This is a genomic window from Micromonospora sp. CA-244673, assembly GCF_050948395.1.
Taxonomy (GTDB): Bacteria; Actinomycetota; Actinomycetes; order Mycobacteriales; family Micromonosporaceae; genus Micromonospora.
Genome location: NZ_CP192019.1, coordinates 644,424 through 660,531, shown reverse-complemented (window position 1 = coordinate 660,531; position 16,108 = coordinate 644,424). Strand labels below are relative to the sequence as shown.

Below are 16,108 nucleotides of genomic sequence, written 5' to 3'. Positions count from 1 at the left end.
CACCACCGGCCGGGTCCCCACGGGGGCCCGGCCGGTGTCGTCGGGCGGGCCGGAAAGAGCGACACGGGCAGCGAGGAATGGACGACGGTACGACGTCTTCCGGCCATGTTCATCCCGTATCGTCACCAGCCGATGGAGACCTTGACCTCCCGCGGGCGTGCCGTCCGGCTGGGCGCCACTCTGCTCGGGCTGGCGCTGCTCCTTCTCGGCACCGTGCGCGGCACCGACGACGACTTCCCGTTCGGGCCGTTCCGGATGTACTCGACCTCGGACCCGCCCGACGCGCCCGCCCCCGACACCCGCGTCGAGGGCGTCGACCGCAGCGGGGCCGTGGTGCCGCTCGGCCAGGACGCCACCGGCATCCGGCGCGCCGAGATCGAGGGCCAGCAGGACCGGTACGCCGCCGACCCGAGCCTCCTGCGCCGGGTCGCCGAGGCGTACGCCGAGCGCCACCCGGCCGCCCCCGCGCTGGCCGAGGTGCGCATCGTGGTCCGCTGGTACGACATCCAGGGCGGCCGGCCGACCGGCCGCTGGACCGACCGCACCGCCGTACGCTCGGAGACCGTCCCGTGACCGGCTGGCTCACCGAGGCGGTCCCGCGCGGCCGGGTGGCCGCGTTCCGCACCCTCGTCTACCTCTTCGTCGCCGCCGACCTGGTGGTCTTCACCCCCTGGGTACGCACCCGGGTCGACGTGCCCGGCGACCTCTACCAGCCGCTGCTGATCGGCCGGCTGCTCCCGCTGCCCACCCCCACCCCGGCCCTGGTCGGCGTGATCTTCTGGGTGCTGCTGGCGGTCTCGCTGCTCGCCGCCACCGGCCGGGCGCCCCGGCTGCTCGGCTGGACGGTCTTCGCCCTCTACTTCGAGTGGATGATCGTCGCGATGAGCTACGGCAAGGTCGACCATGACCGGGTCGGGCTGCTCGTCGCGCTGGCCGTGCTGCCCACCGCCGGGCGGGCGCGGCACGGCGATCCCACCCGCACCGAGGCGGGCGGCTGGGCGCTGCGGGTCACCCAGATCGCGGTCATCTGCACCTACTTCCTGGCCGCCTGGGCCAAGTTCCGCTTCGGCGGCCTGGACTGGGCCACCGGCTCGGTGCTGGCCCGCGCGATCATCCGGCGCGGCACCGACCTGGCGGACGTGATCGCCCAGGTGCCGCACCTGCTGATCGTCGCCCAGTTCGGCATCCTGGCCTTCGAGCTGCTCAGCCCGCTCGTCTTCCTGCTGCCGGAGCGGTGGCGGCTGGCCATGGTCGGCTTCTTCTACTCGTTCCACCTGGTGACCATCGCGACGATCACCATCTCGTTCGCGCCGCACCTGGTGGCCATGACCAGCTTCCTGCCGCTGGAGAAGGTCCGCCCGATCGCGTGGCTCCGCCGGCGCCGGTCACCGGCCCCCCTCGGCCAGCTCGGCGAGCATCCCCTCGCAGCTGCGGACGACGACCTGGGCGCCGCGCCGCTGGGCCAGGCGTAGCAGCGGATCCTCCGCGCGGTTCCGCCACCGCCACTGGGCCTCCGAGGCGACGTCCCAGAGCCGGTGCACCGTCGCGTCGTGCTCCACGCCGAGCCGGGCCGCCAGGCCGACGCCGTCGCCGCCGACCAGCCGCGCGGCCTCCGCGGCCAGCTCGGCGTCGAAGCCGAGCCGGGTGGTCCGCAGCGCGGCGAGCAGGCGCAGCTCGCGGAACTCGTGCGCCCCGACGAGGATCTGCTCGACCCGGCCGAGCAGTTCCTCCGTGCCCCGGCCGGGCTCGGCCCGCAGCAACGCCTCGACGGCCGCCAGCGCCGAGCGCGCCTTGAGCGTGTCCCGCCGGTCGACGAGGAAGCGGGCCATCGACTCGCGCAGCTCGGTCAGGCCGCTGCGCCGGATCAGCTCGGCGGAGAGCTTCGCGCGGCTGTCGCACCCGGTGCGGATCAGCGTGGTCGCCAGCCGGATCCCGAAGAGCCCGAGCCGGTCCAGCAACGCGGCGCGCACCCCGGTGTCGAGCCGGACGGGCAGGTCGCCGCGGAGGAACCGATCGGCCGAGAGCAGGTGCGTCTCCAGCTCCGGCCGGGGCACCCGGGCCAGCGCCGCGAGCACGGCGTAGTCCGACTCGCTGAGAATCCGGCCGGCCAGGCCGAGCAGGCCGCTGCACGGGACGACGTGCACGCTGAGTTCGTTCACCCGCGGGTCCCGGTGCTGGCGGCGGGCGAGCCGGCGGGCGGTGAGCAGGCCGTCGATCCGCCCACCGCCGGTCTCGTCCACCCGGGACAGCACCATGATGACGTGCACCGCGGCGGCCTGCCCGACCGCGCTCTCCCGGCTGGTCTCCAGCACCCGCAGATCGCTGTCGCGGCCGTCGCGGGTCAGGTACAGCACCGCGTCCGCGTCCCGCAGCACCCGCTCCATCACCGGCGCCCGGCCCTGCTCGTCGCGACCGGTGGCCGGGGTGTCGATGAGGGTGACCTGGCGCAGCGTCCGGGTCGGCCACTGCACCACGATGTCGCGCAGCTCGCCCGCCCGCCAGCCGACGAGGTCCACCCGCATGCCGGTCGCCGACTTGGCGATCGCCAGCTCCTGCGGCGGCTGGCCGTTCGCGTACGCGGTGGCGCTCGGCTGCGGCCCGTCCTCGTACCAGGTGAAGACGGTGCTGCCGTCCACCCCGTCGACCGGCGCGACCTCCTCGCCCATGATCGCGTTCAGCATGGTCGACTTGCCGGACCGCCACGGGCCGGCGATCGCGATCCGCAGCGGCTGCTCCAGCCGCGCCAACTGGTGCCGCAGGTGGTCCGTCGCCCGGGGGTCGTCCCGGTAGTGCTGGAGCGCCTGGTGCAGAAGTCCCCAGACCGCCTCGTCCAGCCGCAGCCCGACCGTCACGGCCGGGGCTCCAGCGGCGCGGGAGCGGGTCGCGCGCCGGTCAACTGCTGGGCCTGCTCGAAGAGCCCGGCCAGCCGGGTCATCTTCACCCGGATCTCCCGCTGCCGCTGGTCGCGGACGGCCGCGTCGGTGTCGGCGGCCTGCTTGGCGCTGCGGAACGACCGGATGATGGCCTCCTGGAGTTCCTCGGTCAGCGCCGTGAAGTGGTCCCGCAGCATCCGCTGCACCTGCCGGACGGCGTCCCGGCGGTCCTTGGTGACCCGGACGAAGAAGTCGTCCACGTGCCGCTGGATCGCCGTCTTGACCACCGCCTGCCGGCGGCGGAGCAGCTGCTTGCTCTCGTCGCGGATGCTCTTCCCGCCGAACAGCGCGCCGACACCGACCGACAGCGGGTTGATCATGGGCATGCCGGCCAGCGTCGTCGCCAGCCCGACCATCAACAGGCCACCGTACGAACCCCGCATACCGCTGATCAGCTTCTGGCTGGTGGTGAACCGGTCGACGGCGGGCCGTTCCAGCTCGGGCAGGCCGTCGCCGAGATCCGGGGGCGTCGTCATCGACCAGGGGGGCAGCACGTCGCCGCCGTACCGAGCGAAGTTGTCCGCCACCCGCCGCGCGGCCCAGTCGCAGCGCCGCACCAGCCACTCGTGGTTGGCCTCCGCCGCCTCCGACAGGCTGCGTTCCAGCCACTCCTGGAACGTGTCCCAGCTGATCAGCGGGTCGGCGCTGTCGAACGCGTCGTCGACCTCGCGCAGGATCTGCCGGGTGCGGTCGCGCAGGTCGTACTCGATGTCGGACAGCAGGTCGGCCATCTCGTCGGCGAGCGTGTTCTGCCACCTCGTGGAGCAGCGGCGCAGCTCGTCGACCTCGCGCTGCGCCGCGTGCAGCCGGGAGATGGGGCCGGACTGCTCCTCGACCTCCTGGCTCTCCAGCTCGGCGCGCAGCGGCGCGGCCAGCTGTTCCACCACGCTCCGGGCGATCGCGCCGACCGCGGCCCGGGCCAGGCGGTCGGACTTGCCGGCGAGGTCCCGCTGCAACCGGCCGATCAGCACGGGAAAGCCGGACTCGGCGTTCAGCTCCCGGTCGTCCACGACGGCCGCGCGCAGCCGCAGGGCCGCCGAAACCGGGATGACCGGCGCCGGCACGCCGGCCTCGGCGAGGTGCTGCCGGTTGCGCTCGGCGACCGCGCGCCAGTCCGGCACGAGATCCGTCTTGGTCTGCACCAGCACCACGTTCGGGTGCGACCGCGCGACGTGCAGCAGCATGGTCAGCTCGCCGGCCGAGAGTTCCCGGGTGGAGTCGGAGACGAGCAGCACGGTGTCCGCCCACGCCGGCGCGGCGGCCGGGCCGGCCGCGCCCAGTGCGGCCGCCTCCTCGGTGCCCGGCGTGTCCACCAGCACCAGCCCGGAGCCGAGCAGCGCGCGCGGCAGTCCGATCTCGACGTACGCGGGCCCGCCGCCCGGCCGGCGGCCGAAGGTGCCGGCGACCCCGGCGGCGACCTGGTCCAGCGGCACCGGGGTCCGCTCACCGGTCACCGGGAGCACCGCGCCGGCGGCCCGGCCCGGGGTGGGAGGTGGCGTCTGGACCAGGGCGGCGGACGGGACCTCCGCGTGCTGCACCACGGTCGGCAGCACGGTGGTGCGGCCGTCGCCGACCGGGCAGGCCGGCGCGTTGACGATGGCGTTGATCAGCTGGCTCTTGCCCTGCTGCGACTCGCCAATGACCAGGACGCGCAGCCTGGGGTCCAGCAGTTGCACCCGCTTCTGCCGCACCGTCTGAAGCAGGTCGCCTCGCCCGTGTGCGCCGCACGTACGGGCGATCTCATCGAGCACATCCAGCCAGATCCCCGCGATCACGCACCAAGTGTGCTGATTTCGGCTCAATTATCAAGAGGGTCCTGAACGGAAGAGGAGCGGAAGGCCGGATCGGGCCTCCCGCTCCCTGCCTGAACCCTCCGTCAGAGCAGCCCGCCCAGCAGGCCGCCGTCGGACGAGGCGTGCACGTCGCCGTGGACCCCGGCGCCGTGCGCCCCGGCATCCCCGGTGAGCCCGCCGGTCAGACCGCCGACGGTGCCCGTCACGCCGCTCACCGTGCCGGTCACGCCGGAGAGCGTGCTGTCCACCTGGTGCGTCACACCGTCCACGGTGGCCGGCACGTGCACCGGCGGGACCACACCGCTGCCGTCGCCCAGGCCGAGCCCGCCCAGCGTCTGGTCGACGCCGAGCGAACCGACCACACCGTGGACCTGGGCCTGCGTGCCGGACAGGACACCCAGGTCGCCGCCGAGCACGCCGCCGTCATGCAGCAGGTCGGTGCCGGCCGTGGCGCCGAGCGGGTCGCCGACCGCCCCGGTGACATCCCCGACGACCGGGTCGACGGCGGTGTTCACCGTGCCCACCACGTCGGAGTCGAGGGTGTCCGCCACGTCGTGCACCGCGGTCAGGTCGGTGCCCAGCCCGCCCGGCCCGACACCCAGGCCGATGCCCGGGACCAGGGCCGCCCCGGCGTACAGGCCGGCCGGGTCGACCGCGATGGCGCCCAGCGCGCCGGCCGACACGTCCACACCGCTGTGCGAGCTGCTCACGCCGATCTGGTGCGGCACCGCCTGGACCTGGCCGACCACGTCGGTGACGTCGCTCGTGAGCGGGTCGAGCCCGAGCTGCCCGACCACGGGGGCCACCGGGGCGAGCCCCGCCGCGCCGGGGGCGTAGTCGACCACCAGCGGCACGACGTCCTGCACGTCGGCGGCGGTGACGTCGGTGAGCCCCGCGGCCTGCAGCGCGCCCTCCGGGTCGAGGTCGAAGGCCGACCGCGCGTCGGGGTCGGTGAGCAGGTTGAGCACGAAGTCGTGCAGGGTCTGGTGCGAATCCATGGGGGCTTCTCCTCGAACGTAGCGTCAGCACCGTCGTGCCGCGACAGTGACGCTAGGGCCGGGGGTCACCGGTCGTCATCGGGGCGCGACCCGCAACCGGCCCCCGCCGATTAGGGGCCCTCGCCCCCTCGTGCGTTAGGGGGACAGGGGGAGGCGGGCCGGCCGGAGTTAGGGTACCGGGTCGGAGGCGATCTCTGGTACGAACGTAGGAGCCCACGGGGTTCGCCGGGGGTGGGTCGCCACGGTGCCGACACCGTCCCCAGGCCACTCGCGGTGGAGGAAGAAACACATGCCGTACGTCCTGGGGTTGGACATCGGGAACACCGGCACGGCCGCCGCCGTCGCGAGGCGGCGGGGCGGGTCCTGGGCGCGCCCCGAAGTCGTCGCGCTGGGTGACCGGTCGGCCGCGGTGCCGTCGGTGCTGCACCTGGCGCCGGACGGGTCGCTGCGGGTGGGCGAGCCGGCGACCGAGGACCGCAGCGGCACCACCCGCGATTTCGTCCGGCGCGTCGGTGACGACGTGCCCCTCCTGCTCGGCGGCGAGCCCTGCCCGCCGGAAACGCTGGTCGCCGAGCTGGCGGCCTGGGTGGTGCACCGGGTCTCCGCATACGAGGCCGCGTTCGCCGAAGCCGTCGTGCTGAGCCACCCCGCCGGGTGGGGCCCGCACCGGCGTGACCTGCTGCACCGGGCGCTGTGGGCCCTCGACCTGCGGAACGTCACGCTGCTCCCGCGTACGGTCACGGTGGCTGAGAGCCATGCCGCGCGGGGCTTCCCGGGCACCACGGCCGCGGTCTACGCCCTGGGCGGCAACTCGTTCGAGGCGGCGCTGGTCCGCCGGAACGCGCGGGGCAGGTACGAGACGTTCGGCCTGCCGCAGGGCCTGGAGGCGCTCGGCGGCACCGACTTCGACGAGGCGCTCGCCGAGCACGTGCGCGCCGCGCTCGGCCGGGAGTTCGCCGGTCCGACCGGCGGGGAGGCGTACCCGACCCCGCACGGGCTGCTGGCCGAGTGCGACCGCGTCAAGCGCGAGCTGACCATCGGTACGGAGGCCGACGTCATGCTCACCCTGCCGAGCGGCCCGGTCCGGGTGCCGGTGACCCGGGCGCAGTTCGAGGACCTGATCCGTCCCGCGGTCCGCGCCACCGTCGACCTGCTGGCGCAGACCGTGCACTCCGCCGGCCTGACGCCGGCACAGCTCGACGGCGTCCTCCTGGCCGGCGGCTCGGCCCGGATCCCGCTGGTCACCGAACTGCTCGCCGCGGCGCTTCCCGTCCCGGTCGAGGTGGAGCCGGACCCTCAACTGACCGCCGCCACCGGGGCGGCGCTGGCCGCCTGCCAGGTGGTGGCACCGCGGCCGCGCCGCCCGGCCCCGGTCCCCGCCACCGCACCGTCCGGTGACGCGGGACCGGCCGTTCCGGCGCGGCGGCACACCGAACCCGACCAGCCCCGCCACGGTGAGCCCCCGGCCCGCCCCCCGGTGCGGATCACCCCGCTGAACCTGCCGAAGGCGTCCCGCCTGGCGCTGGCCCGCGGCCGGGGCCGGGACCGCGAAGGATGACCCACATGATCATGAATACCGTCACCGACGCCCGGCTCGTGCTGGGCACCGGGCCGACCGCCCTGCTCGGGGCGGTCGTGGCGGACCCCGGGCGCCCCCTCGCCGTCGGCGTGACGGGCCCCGGCGGCCACGGAAAGACGGCCCTGCTCCGGGAGCTGGCGCGGACTTACCGGGACGCGGGTGGCACGGTGCGGGAGGGCGCCCCGAGCCCGGACGTCCCGCTTGACCCCGGGGCCGTGCTGCTGGTCGACGACGCGCACCTGCTGGACGACGCGCGGCTCGAAACGCTGCGCCGGCTGGTGACCGGCGGCCGGCACCGGCTGCTGATCGGTTACCGCCCGTGGCCCCGGCCCGCGCCGCTGGCCGGGCTGGCCGAGGCGCTGAAGCGGGACGGCCGGCAGGTCGTGCTCGACCCGTTCACCGCCGAGCAGACCCGCGACTACCTCGCCGGCGTACCCGACCTCGGCCGGGCAGGCGAGCTGGCCGCGTTCGTGCACGCGCAGACCGGCGGGGTGCCGCGGGACGTCGAGCGGCTGGCCGTCGGGCTGCGCGGGTCGGCGAACCAGAACGCCCTGCCGACCGAGCCCCCGCGGCCGGCCGTCCTCGCGTTCGGGCCGGACCTGGAGGAGCTGCCGCAGGACGTCCGGCGGTTGCTGCTGGCCGTCGCCGCCGGGTTGCCGCTGCCCGTGGACCTGCTCGGCCCCCTGCTCGACCGGGAGCCGGCCGCGGTGGACGACCTGGTGGCGTACACCAGGGCGGCCGGCCTGCTCGGCGCCGACGGCCGGCTCGCGCCGATCGTGCGGCGGGCGGTCGTCGCGCTCAGCCCGGCCACCGAACGCACCGCCATCTGGCGCCGCCTCACCGAGGGGCAGCTGAGTCGTGGTGCGGCGGTGCTCCCGCTGGTCCGGTCGCTGCGCACGGCCGGCGCCCTCGACGACTGCCCGGCGGCGGCCCTGGAGGCCGCGGCCGAGGAGGCGCTGGGCGGTGAGCCGGCCCTCTCCGCCGAGCTGTTCGCCGCGGCCGCCGCGCGAGGGCTGCCGGCCGGCGCCCGCCAGGCCGTCGCGGCGGCGCTCGCCGGCGACCTGGAGGACGCGCTGCGGCTGGCGAACCGCCTGCTCGCGACGGCCCCGCCGCCCGTGCGGGCGGAGGCGGCCACGGTGGCCGCGACGGCGCTGGCGCACCGGGGCCAGGTGGAGCGCAGCGTCGAGCTGTACCGGTGGTCCGGCCTCGCCCCGTCCGCGGCGTTCGCCGCCGTCGGAGCGCTCGCCCTGGGCCGCCCGGTCGCGGGGGTCGACCTTCCCGACGATCCGGCCGGGGCGCCGCCGACCCTGCACGCCAGCGCCGCGCGGCTCATGGCCGAGGGGGTACGCGAGAGCATCACCGCCCCGCCGACCAGCGCCCTGTCCCGGCTGGTGCAGGCGACCGCACTGCTGGAGCCCGACGGGCGGCGGGTGCTCCTGCCGGACAGCCCGGCCGCGCTCGCCGCGTTGACGGCCGTCCACTGTGCCGAGCTGGACATCGCCGAGGGCGTGCTGGAGCGGGCCGTGGCGACCGGCATCGGTGGCCCGCTGATGGCCCGCCGCCACCGGTTGCTGCAGGCCTGGATCCTGATGGTCCGCGGCCAGACCGCCGCCGCGGCCGACCACCTCGCCGCGGTGACCGCCGGCGGCCGGCCGCTGGAGTCGCGCGACCTGCTCCTGGCCAGTGCGCTGCACCTCGGCATCGCGCGGCGCAACAGCGATGTCGCGGGGCTGCAACGCGGTTGGGGCCCGGCGCTGGAGGCCGTGGTCCGGCACCCGGTGGACCTGTTCACGCTGCTGCCGCTGGGCGAGCTCGCGGTGGCCGGCGCCCGGCTGGGCGACCTGGCCCGGCTGAAGCCCCACCTGCGGGAGGCGTGGCTGCTGCTGGACCGGCTCGGCGGCCCGGTGCTGTGGAGCGCGCCGCTGCACTGGACCGGGCTGCACGCCGCTATCCTCACCGAGGAGCCGGCGGTCGCCGACGCGCACGTCGCCGCCCTGCTCGCCGCCGCCGACCACAGCCGCTACGCCGCCGTGGCCGCCGGAGCCGCCACGGTCTGGGTCGAGGTGCTGCGCGGCGTCGTGGACCCGGTCCGGGTGGAGGCCGCCGCCCGTGGGCTGCACGACGCCGGGCTGTGCTGGGACGCCGCCCGCCTCGCCGGGCAGGCCGCCATCCGCACCTCGGACCGGCGTGCGATGACCACCCTGCTGGAGTGCGCCCGGGTGCTCCAGGCCCGGCCGCCCGCCCGCACCGACGCCGCGGGTGACGGCTCCGCGCCGGTGACCGACGCCGCCACCGGTCCCACCCGGTACCGGCTCAGCGACCGGGAGCACGAGGTGGCCGAGCTGGTGCTGGCCGGGTTGACCTACCGGGAGATCGGGGACCGGCTCTTCATCTCGGCGAAGACGGTGGAGCACCACGTGGCACGGATGCGGTCCCGGCTCGACTGCGCCAACCGGGCGGAGCTGCTGGCCCTCCTGCGCACCGTCGTGGCGGACCGGTCGAGCGCCGGCCGGCAGCCGTGGCCGGAACGGGACCCACGGTGAGCCGGCCGGCGGGGCGGACCGGTGACCGACGGACACGCCTGAAGCTCGGCGCGCTGGCCGCCGTGCTGCTGACCCTCTGGGCGTACGCGGCGGTGCTGACCGGCCGGGACGCCGCCGACCTCGTGCGGGTCCGGGCCCTGGCGGACACCCTCGGCCAGCCCACCGACCTGCTGATCCTCAACCTTCAGCTCGAACGCCGGCTGACCGCCGAGACGATCGCCGGTGCCGGACGGGCACGGGACGCCCTGGACGGGGCGCGGGACCGGACGGACGGCGCCGTCGCCCCGGTGCGCGCGTTCACCGAGGGCCACGACCCGCGCCTGCTCACGGCGGGAGCGGTGCGGGACCGGGCCGACGAGCTGGTCCGGCAGTTGACCGGGCTGGCCACGCTCCGGTCCGAGGTGGACGGCGGCCGGCTCGACCGGCCCAGCGCGGTCGCCGCGTACGACCGGCTTGTCGACGCCGCCTTCGCGGTGTACGGCCCGGAGTGGGGCGGGCGCGAGGACGAGCTGGCCGCCGAGACCCGCGCCGTCGTCGCGCTGGCCCGGGCCCGCGAGCTGCTCGCCCGCGAGGACACCCTGGTGACCGCCGTCCTGACCGCCGGCGGGGTCGGCGACGACGACCGGCGCCACCTGGCCGAGCTCGTGACCGTCCAGCGGTACGCCCGGACGGCGGCCGCCGCCGCGCTGCCGGCCGGCGCACGGGACCAGCACCAGCGGCTGGTGGAGGGCCCCCGGTTCGCCGGCCTGCTGCGGCTGGAGGACCGGCTGCTGCGGTCGGCGGACACCGGCGGCACGACCGGGATCAGCGCGCGGAGCTGGCGGCAGGCCGCCGACCCGGCCCTGAGCGGGCTGCGGGACCTGGTGACCACCACGGCCCGCGGCAGCGTCGAGCGGGCCGCGCCGGCCGCCGCGCTGGTGGTCACCCGGACCGGCGTGGTGGTGGGGCTCGGACTCATCGCCGTGCTCGTCGTGCTGGTCGGCTGGTCCCGCACGGTCCGCCGCCTGACCGACGGGCCGGACCGCTCGGAGACCGTTCCCCGGGCGGGCGCCCCGGGCCACGTCGCCCGCCGGACCGGCGACGACGGCGGTTCCACACCGACGGTGGCCGCCTCCGGCGAGCTGTTCCTGCGGCTGACCCGGCGCAACCAGGCCCTCCTGCGCGAGCAGCTCGACCTGCTGGGCGCCATGGAGCGGCGGGAGCGGACGGCGGAGGAGACGGCCGACCTGTTCCGGCTCGACCACCTCGCCACCCGGATCCGGCGCAACGTGGAGAAGCTGGTGATCCTCGCCGGTGCGACGCCGGCCCGCCGCTGGCGGCGGCCGGTGCCGCTGCTCGACGTGGTACGCGGGGCGGTCGCCGAGGTGCCGGACTACCAGCGGGTCCTGGTCGCGCCGCACTGGCCGTGGACGCTCGCCGGCTCCGCGGTCACCGACGTCGTCCACCTGCTGGCCGAGCTGATCGAGAACGGGCTGGCCTGTTCGCCGGAGCACACCACCGTCCGGGTCGCCGGCGAGCCGGGGCCGCAGGGCTGCGCCGTGGTGGTCCTCGACGACGGGCCCGGCCTGGACGCCGCCGCGCTGGCCGAGGCGAACGAACTCCTGGACCGTCCGCCGCCGGACAGCCCGCCCGCCGGCCGCGCCGGACTGCACGTCGCCGCCCTGCTCGCGGCCCGCTGCGGTGCCCGGGTGTCGCTGCGTCCCGGCCCGCGCGGCGGGACCGCCGCCGTCGTGCTGCTGCCCCACGGCCTGGTCACCGGAACCGCATCCGTGGCCGGACCGGCCCCGGCCACGCCCCCGCCGGCCGCGACGGTCCCCGGCGGCGCGCTGCCCACGCGGATCCGCCAGTCCGGGGCGGTCCGGCCCGCACCCGACGCCACCGTCCCCGACACCCTCGAGACAACGCTCCGCAACAGCGGGAGAGGACCCAGATGACACATTCAGCGGTCGCCACCGACAGCCTGGCCGCCGCCCTGGACGGCCTGGTCGACCGGGTCCCCGGGGCCGAGGTCGCCGTGGTCCTCTCCCCCGACGGGCTGCTGCTCGGCCGGTCCCGGCACGTCGAGGACCACGTCGCGGAGCAGGTCTCCAGCCTGGTCAGCGGGCTGTATGCATTGGGACAGGCTGCCGGGCGGGTGTGTGTCACCGGCGGGCTGCGGCAGGTCGTCGTGCAGATGTCGCGCTCGTTCGTGTTCGTCGCCACCACCCGGGGCGGAGCGATCCTCACCGTCCGGATGGGCGGCGACGCCGACGTCGGCGACATGGCGTACGAGGTGGCGCTGTTCGCGGCGCAGGCCGAGCGGGCCCTGCCCGTCTTCCTCGAACCGGCCCGGACGGTGACAGGCGGGATCAGCGGTGCGCACCACTGGAGACCATGACGAGGCGTGGTACGACGAGGACGCCGGGCCGGTGGCCCGGCCGTATACGGTGACGCGCGGCCGGATCACGTCCGACCACGGCCAGCTCGACCTGATCTCCCTCGTGGTGGCCCGGGGGGTGGCGCCGACGTCCGCGCAGCTGTTTCCCGAACAGGCCCGGATAGTCGAGCGGTGCCACCGTCCACTGTCGGTGGCGGAGGTCGCTGCCGACCTGGAGTTGCCGTTGGGTACCGTCCGGGTGCTGCTCGGCGATCTGCTGGAGGCCGGCCTGATCGAGACGCACGAACCACCGGCACTGTCCGGGGCGCCGACGAGGGAACTGCTTGAGGCGCTGCTCGACGGCCTTCGCACGCTGTGACGAGTGGTGACCGCCGGAACCGGGAACCGCGTACTCCGGCCCGATGGACGACCTGAAGGGGGAAAGGCCCAGTGCCGGCACCACCGTCCCCGCCACGGCGGACCCTGCCGATCATCCTGTTGGACGGGCTCGTCGCCGCGGTGGGGGCCGTGCGCCGCGCCGTCGTCGGCCGGCGGGACGGCTCGCGGCTCGCGTACGTGGCGATCGCCGCCTCGCTGGGGGTGCTGCTCGCGACGGCGTACTCGATCGTCACGGTGCTGCGCACGCCGGAGCGACTGACCCCGGTGGCCGTCGGGCCGGCCGGCAGCGTGCCGGCGACCGACCCCGTGGCGACCGGAACGCCGGAGGAGCAGCCCGAGCCGAGCGACGCCACCGCCCGGACGGCCACACCGCCCGTGACCACGGCCGCTCCCGCGGCGCCCGCCCCACCGGCCGCGCTGCCCTCGACCGGCGCGTCGACGGCGACCACCCCGGCGCCGCCCCCACCCGTCCCGCTGGGCGCCGCCTTCGCCGTCGAGGAGAACGCCCTGCTGAGCTACGGCGCCGCGGTGACGATCGACAACCCGGGCCCGGCGCCGGCGCCGGCCTGGACCCTTGTCGTCGTGCTGCCCCGCGAGTCGCTCCGGGTCACCTCGGTCACCGGGGCCCGGGCCAGCCGGGACGGCGCGACGTGGACCTTCGTGCCGGAGGGGGACGCCGGCCGGGTGCCGGGCCACGGCACGGTCCGGGTCACGTTCCGGGTGAGCGGCGCGGCGATCAGCGCCACGCCCACGGCGTGCACCATCGACGGCGCCGCCTGCACGGGGCTGCCCGGCTGACCGGCGGGCCGGGGCCTCAGTTGCGCCCGGCGGACGGGACCGCGCAGGCCGCGGTGCCGCCCGGCAGGCGGTGGCGGTTGCGGGCCACCCAGCGGTACGCCGGCCAGGCGGCGGCGCGTACCGGAGGGAACCGGAGACCGGCTCCGGCGGTCCGCCAGAGCGGGTTGCTGTCGCCGAGCAGCCGGGCGATGGCGTCCGGGCCCGCGGCGCGTACGCCGTCCGCGCCAACCCACTGCACCGCCTCGTCGCACTCGGCGACGGTCAGGCCGAGCGCGTCGAGGTCGGCGAACTGCCAGGGCAGCACCCGGGCCCGGGTCGGGATCCAGCGCTCGATGATCCGCGCGCACTTGGTGCAGAACGCGCAGTCGCCGTCGTAGACGAAGGTCGACGTCTCCATGCCTCCATCCTGCACCCCGTGGGTCCCACTCCGGTGGCCGGTGTCCGGCGGGTCACTTGCGCTTCGTTCGTACGCGTGTTCGAATGGAGCACATGCGCTGGGACAACCTCTCCGCTCCCCCGGACGAGGGGACTCCCGACGGGGCAGCGCCGGCGGCTCCACCCCTGCCGCTGGCGCTCCCCGGCGCGATCGCCCGCACGTTCGACACCCCCGGCTTCGCCGGCATGACCTTCTACGAGGTGCGGGCCAAGTCGATCATCAACCGGGTGCCGGGCCAGTCCCGCGTCCCGTTCGAGTGGACGATCAACCCCTATCGGGGCTGCTCCCATGCCTGCGTCTACTGCTTGGCGGGTGACACGCCGATCCTGATGGCCGACGGCCGCACGAAGCCGATCAGCGAGCTGGCGGTCGGCGACCGGATCTACGGCACCGAGCGGCGGGGCGCCTACCGGCACTACGTGGTCACCACCGTGCGCGCGAGGTGGTCGACGGTGAAGCGGGCCTACCGGGTGACCCTGGAGGACGGCACCACGCTGGTCGCCAGCGGCGACCACCGGTTCCTCACCGAGCGCGGCTGGAAGCACGTGACCGGCAGCATGCGGGGCGGCGGCCGGCGGCCCTACCTGACCACCCGCAACCGCCTGCTCGGCACGGGCGCGTTCGCCTCCGCCCCGAAGCGCTCGGCCGACTACCGGCGGGGCTACCTCTGCGCCATGGTGCGCGACGCCGACCACCCGGGCAGCCGCTTCCGGTTGGCCACTGCCGACGAGGAGGCGCTGGAGCGCGCGGAGCGGTTCCTGGCCGACGCCGGCATCGGCACGGGTCGGGTGTCCGGCCTGCCGGTCCGGGCCGGCCGCCGGTCGACCACCCCGATCCGCACCGCCCGCCCCGGCGACGCCGACGCGGTCGCCGGGCTGATCCGTCCCGAGGACGAGCCGACCGACGACTGGTGGCTGGGCTTCCTGGCCGGCACCTTCGACGCCGTCGGCAGTTGCCGGCGGGGCGTGTTCCGGATCAACGTGGGCGACGACGAGAGCCTGCGCCGGGCGGCCGCCGCCCTGGATCGGTTCGGCTTCCGGTGGGTGCTCGACGACCCGGGCAACCTCAACCGGGCCCGCCAGCTCCGGCTGACCGGTGGCCTGTCGGAGCGGTTGCGCTTCTTCCACCTGACCGACCCGGCGGTCACCCGCAAGCGTTCGATCGAGGGCATGGCGCTCAAGTGCCGGGCCCGGCTGCGGGTGGCGAGCATCGAGGATCTCGGGCTGGAGCTTCCGCTCTGGGACATCACCACCGGCACGGGCGACTTCATCGCCAACGGGGTGGTCAGCCACAACTGCTTCGCCCGCAACACCCACACCTACCTCGACCTCGACGTCGGCGCGGACTTCGACCGGAAGGTGATCGTCAAGGTCAACGCGGGCGAGCTGGTACGCCGGGAGCTGGCCGCCCCGAAGTGGCGCGGCGCGCACATCGCCATGGGTACCAACGTGGACTGCTACCAGCGGGCCGAGGGCCGCTACGAGCTCATGCCGCAGATCCTCGCGGCGCTGCGGGACTTCGCCAACCCGTTCTCGATCCTGACCAAGGGCACGCTGCTGCTGCGGGACCTGCCGCTGCTGCGCCAGGCGGCCGAGGTGACCCGGGTCGGGTTGTCCTACTCGGTGGGGTTCGTCGACGAGGCGCTGTGGCGGGCGGTCGAGCCGGGCACGCCGAGCCCGCGTCGCCGCCTCGACGCCGTACGCCGGCTCACCGACGCCGGTTTCTCCGTCGGGGTGCTCATGGCGCCGATCCTGCCGGGGCTCAGCGACGGCGACGAGTCGATCGACGCGACGGTGGCCGCGATCGCCGCGTCCGGGGCCACCAGCGTCACCCCGCTGCCGCTGCACCTGCGCACCGGCGCCCGCGAGTGGTACGCGCGCTGGCTGGCCCGCGAGTTCCCGCATCTGGTCTCCCGCTACCGGCAGCTCTACCAGGCCGGGGCGTACGCGCCGCAGGCCTACCAGCGGGAGGTGACCGCGCGGGTGCGGATGGCGGCCCGCCGGCACGGGCTGCACCGGGGCGAGGCCGGCGACAACCGGCAGCTGCCCGCCGCACCGGCCGCCCCGGCGGCCGAACAGCTCTCCCTGCTGTAGCCGCGACCGCCTACGATGCGCCGTGGGAGGCGCTCGGCGCGGAACTGCCGGTCGGGCCGGGCGTGGCCGGCCGCTACCTGCGCCCGCCGGTCGTCCGGCCGGACTTGATCCGCCGGGTCGGCCGGGGACTACGACCAGGCATCTTCGTGGCGGTCCGGGAGCTGACCGTCGCACCGGCGC

Annotated in this window: 13 protein-coding genes; 9 read left to right on the top strand and 4 right to left on the bottom strand. The window is 75.8% G+C overall.

Annotation, left to right across the window (positions count from 1 at the left end):
* Positions 1-132 precede the first annotated feature (132 nt).
* Positions 133-573, top strand: a complete 441-nt coding sequence (locus ACQP12_RS03320; protein ID WP_433284921.1) for a hypothetical protein — start codon at positions 133-135, stop codon at positions 571-573.
* Positions 570-1,472: an MFS transporter permease gene (locus tag ACQP12_RS03315; RefSeq protein ID WP_357940669.1), complete on the top strand. Its 903-nt coding sequence runs from the start codon at positions 570-572 to the stop codon at positions 1,470-1,472. The genes ACQP12_RS03320 and ACQP12_RS03315 overlap by 4 nt, the downstream gene beginning before the upstream one ends.
* Here ACQP12_RS03315 and ACQP12_RS03310 read toward each other — a convergent pair.
* From ACQP12_RS03310 to ACQP12_RS03300, 3 genes are all read right to left on the bottom strand, one after another.
* Positions 1,386-2,852 carry a dynamin family protein gene (locus ACQP12_RS03310; RefSeq protein ID WP_433284919.1) on the bottom strand — a complete coding sequence of 489 codons (1,467 nt, stop codon included), beginning with the start codon at positions 2,850-2,852 and terminating at the stop codon, positions 1,386-1,388. The genes ACQP12_RS03315 and ACQP12_RS03310 overlap by 87 nt on opposite strands.
* Entirely contained in the window at positions 2,849-4,708 is a 1,860-nt protein-coding gene (locus ACQP12_RS03305) for a dynamin family protein (protein ID WP_433284917.1), read from the bottom strand. Before ACQP12_RS03305 ends, ACQP12_RS03310 begins: the two co-directional genes overlap by 4 nt.
* Positions 4,709-4,809: 101 nt before the next feature.
* A complete protein-coding gene (locus ACQP12_RS03300) occupies positions 4,810-5,724 on the bottom strand; it encodes an IniB N-terminal domain-containing protein (protein ID WP_357940663.1) in 915 nt (304 codons plus the stop codon).
* 289 nt (positions 5,725-6,013) lie between these two features.
* On the opposite strand from ACQP12_RS03300, the gene ACQP12_RS03295 reads away from it, so the two are divergent.
* The 6 genes from ACQP12_RS03295 to ACQP12_RS03270 all read left to right on the top strand — a co-directional run bounded on the left by ACQP12_RS03295 (position 6,014) and on the right by ACQP12_RS03270 (position 13,399).
* A complete protein-coding gene (locus tag ACQP12_RS03295; protein ID WP_433284915.1) occupies positions 6,014-7,282 on the top strand; it encodes an Hsp70 family protein in 1,269 nt (422 codons plus the stop codon).
* Between the two features lie 5 nt (positions 7,283-7,287).
* Positions 7,288-9,846: a LuxR C-terminal-related transcriptional regulator gene (locus ACQP12_RS03290; protein ID WP_433284913.1), complete on the top strand. Its 2,559-nt coding sequence runs from the start codon at positions 7,288-7,290 to the stop codon at positions 9,844-9,846.
* Positions 9,843-11,780 (top strand): nitrate- and nitrite sensing domain-containing protein, encoded by a 1,938-nt coding sequence (locus tag ACQP12_RS03285; protein ID WP_433284911.1) that lies wholly within the window; start codon positions 9,843-9,845, stop codon positions 11,778-11,780. The genes ACQP12_RS03290 and ACQP12_RS03285 overlap by 4 nt, the downstream gene beginning before the upstream one ends.
* The gene (locus tag ACQP12_RS03280) at positions 11,777-12,223 is read left to right on the top strand and encodes a roadblock/LC7 domain-containing protein (RefSeq protein WP_433284909.1); all 447 of its coding nucleotides are present in this window, start codon (positions 11,777-11,779) and stop codon (positions 12,221-12,223) included. The genes ACQP12_RS03285 and ACQP12_RS03280 overlap by 4 nt, the downstream gene beginning before the upstream one ends.
* Positions 12,201-12,581 (top strand): DUF742 domain-containing protein, encoded by a 381-nt coding sequence (locus tag ACQP12_RS03275; protein ID WP_357940653.1) that lies wholly within the window; start codon positions 12,201-12,203, stop codon positions 12,579-12,581. The genes ACQP12_RS03280 and ACQP12_RS03275 overlap by 23 nt, the downstream gene beginning before the upstream one ends.
* A 71-nt stretch (positions 12,582-12,652) precedes the next feature.
* A complete protein-coding gene (locus ACQP12_RS03270) occupies positions 12,653-13,399 on the top strand; it encodes a cellulose binding domain-containing protein (RefSeq protein WP_433284907.1) in 747 nt (248 codons plus the stop codon).
* A 16-nt stretch (positions 13,400-13,415) separates the two neighbouring features.
* On the opposite strand, the gene ACQP12_RS03265 is transcribed toward ACQP12_RS03270, so the two are convergent.
* Positions 13,416-13,796, bottom strand: coding sequence for a thiol-disulfide oxidoreductase DCC family protein (locus tag ACQP12_RS03265; protein ID WP_357940649.1), 381 nt, complete (start codon positions 13,794-13,796; stop codon positions 13,416-13,418).
* An 83-nt stretch (positions 13,797-13,879) separates the two neighbouring features.
* Here ACQP12_RS03265 and ACQP12_RS03260 point away from each other — a divergent pair, with 83 nt between their 5' ends.
* Positions 13,880-15,928 carry an intein-containing Rv2578c family radical SAM protein gene (locus ACQP12_RS03260; protein ID WP_433284904.1) on the top strand — a complete coding sequence of 683 codons (2,049 nt, stop codon included), beginning with the start codon at positions 13,880-13,882 and terminating at the stop codon, positions 15,926-15,928.
* The last annotated feature ends 180 nt before the right edge of the window (positions 15,929-16,108 follow it).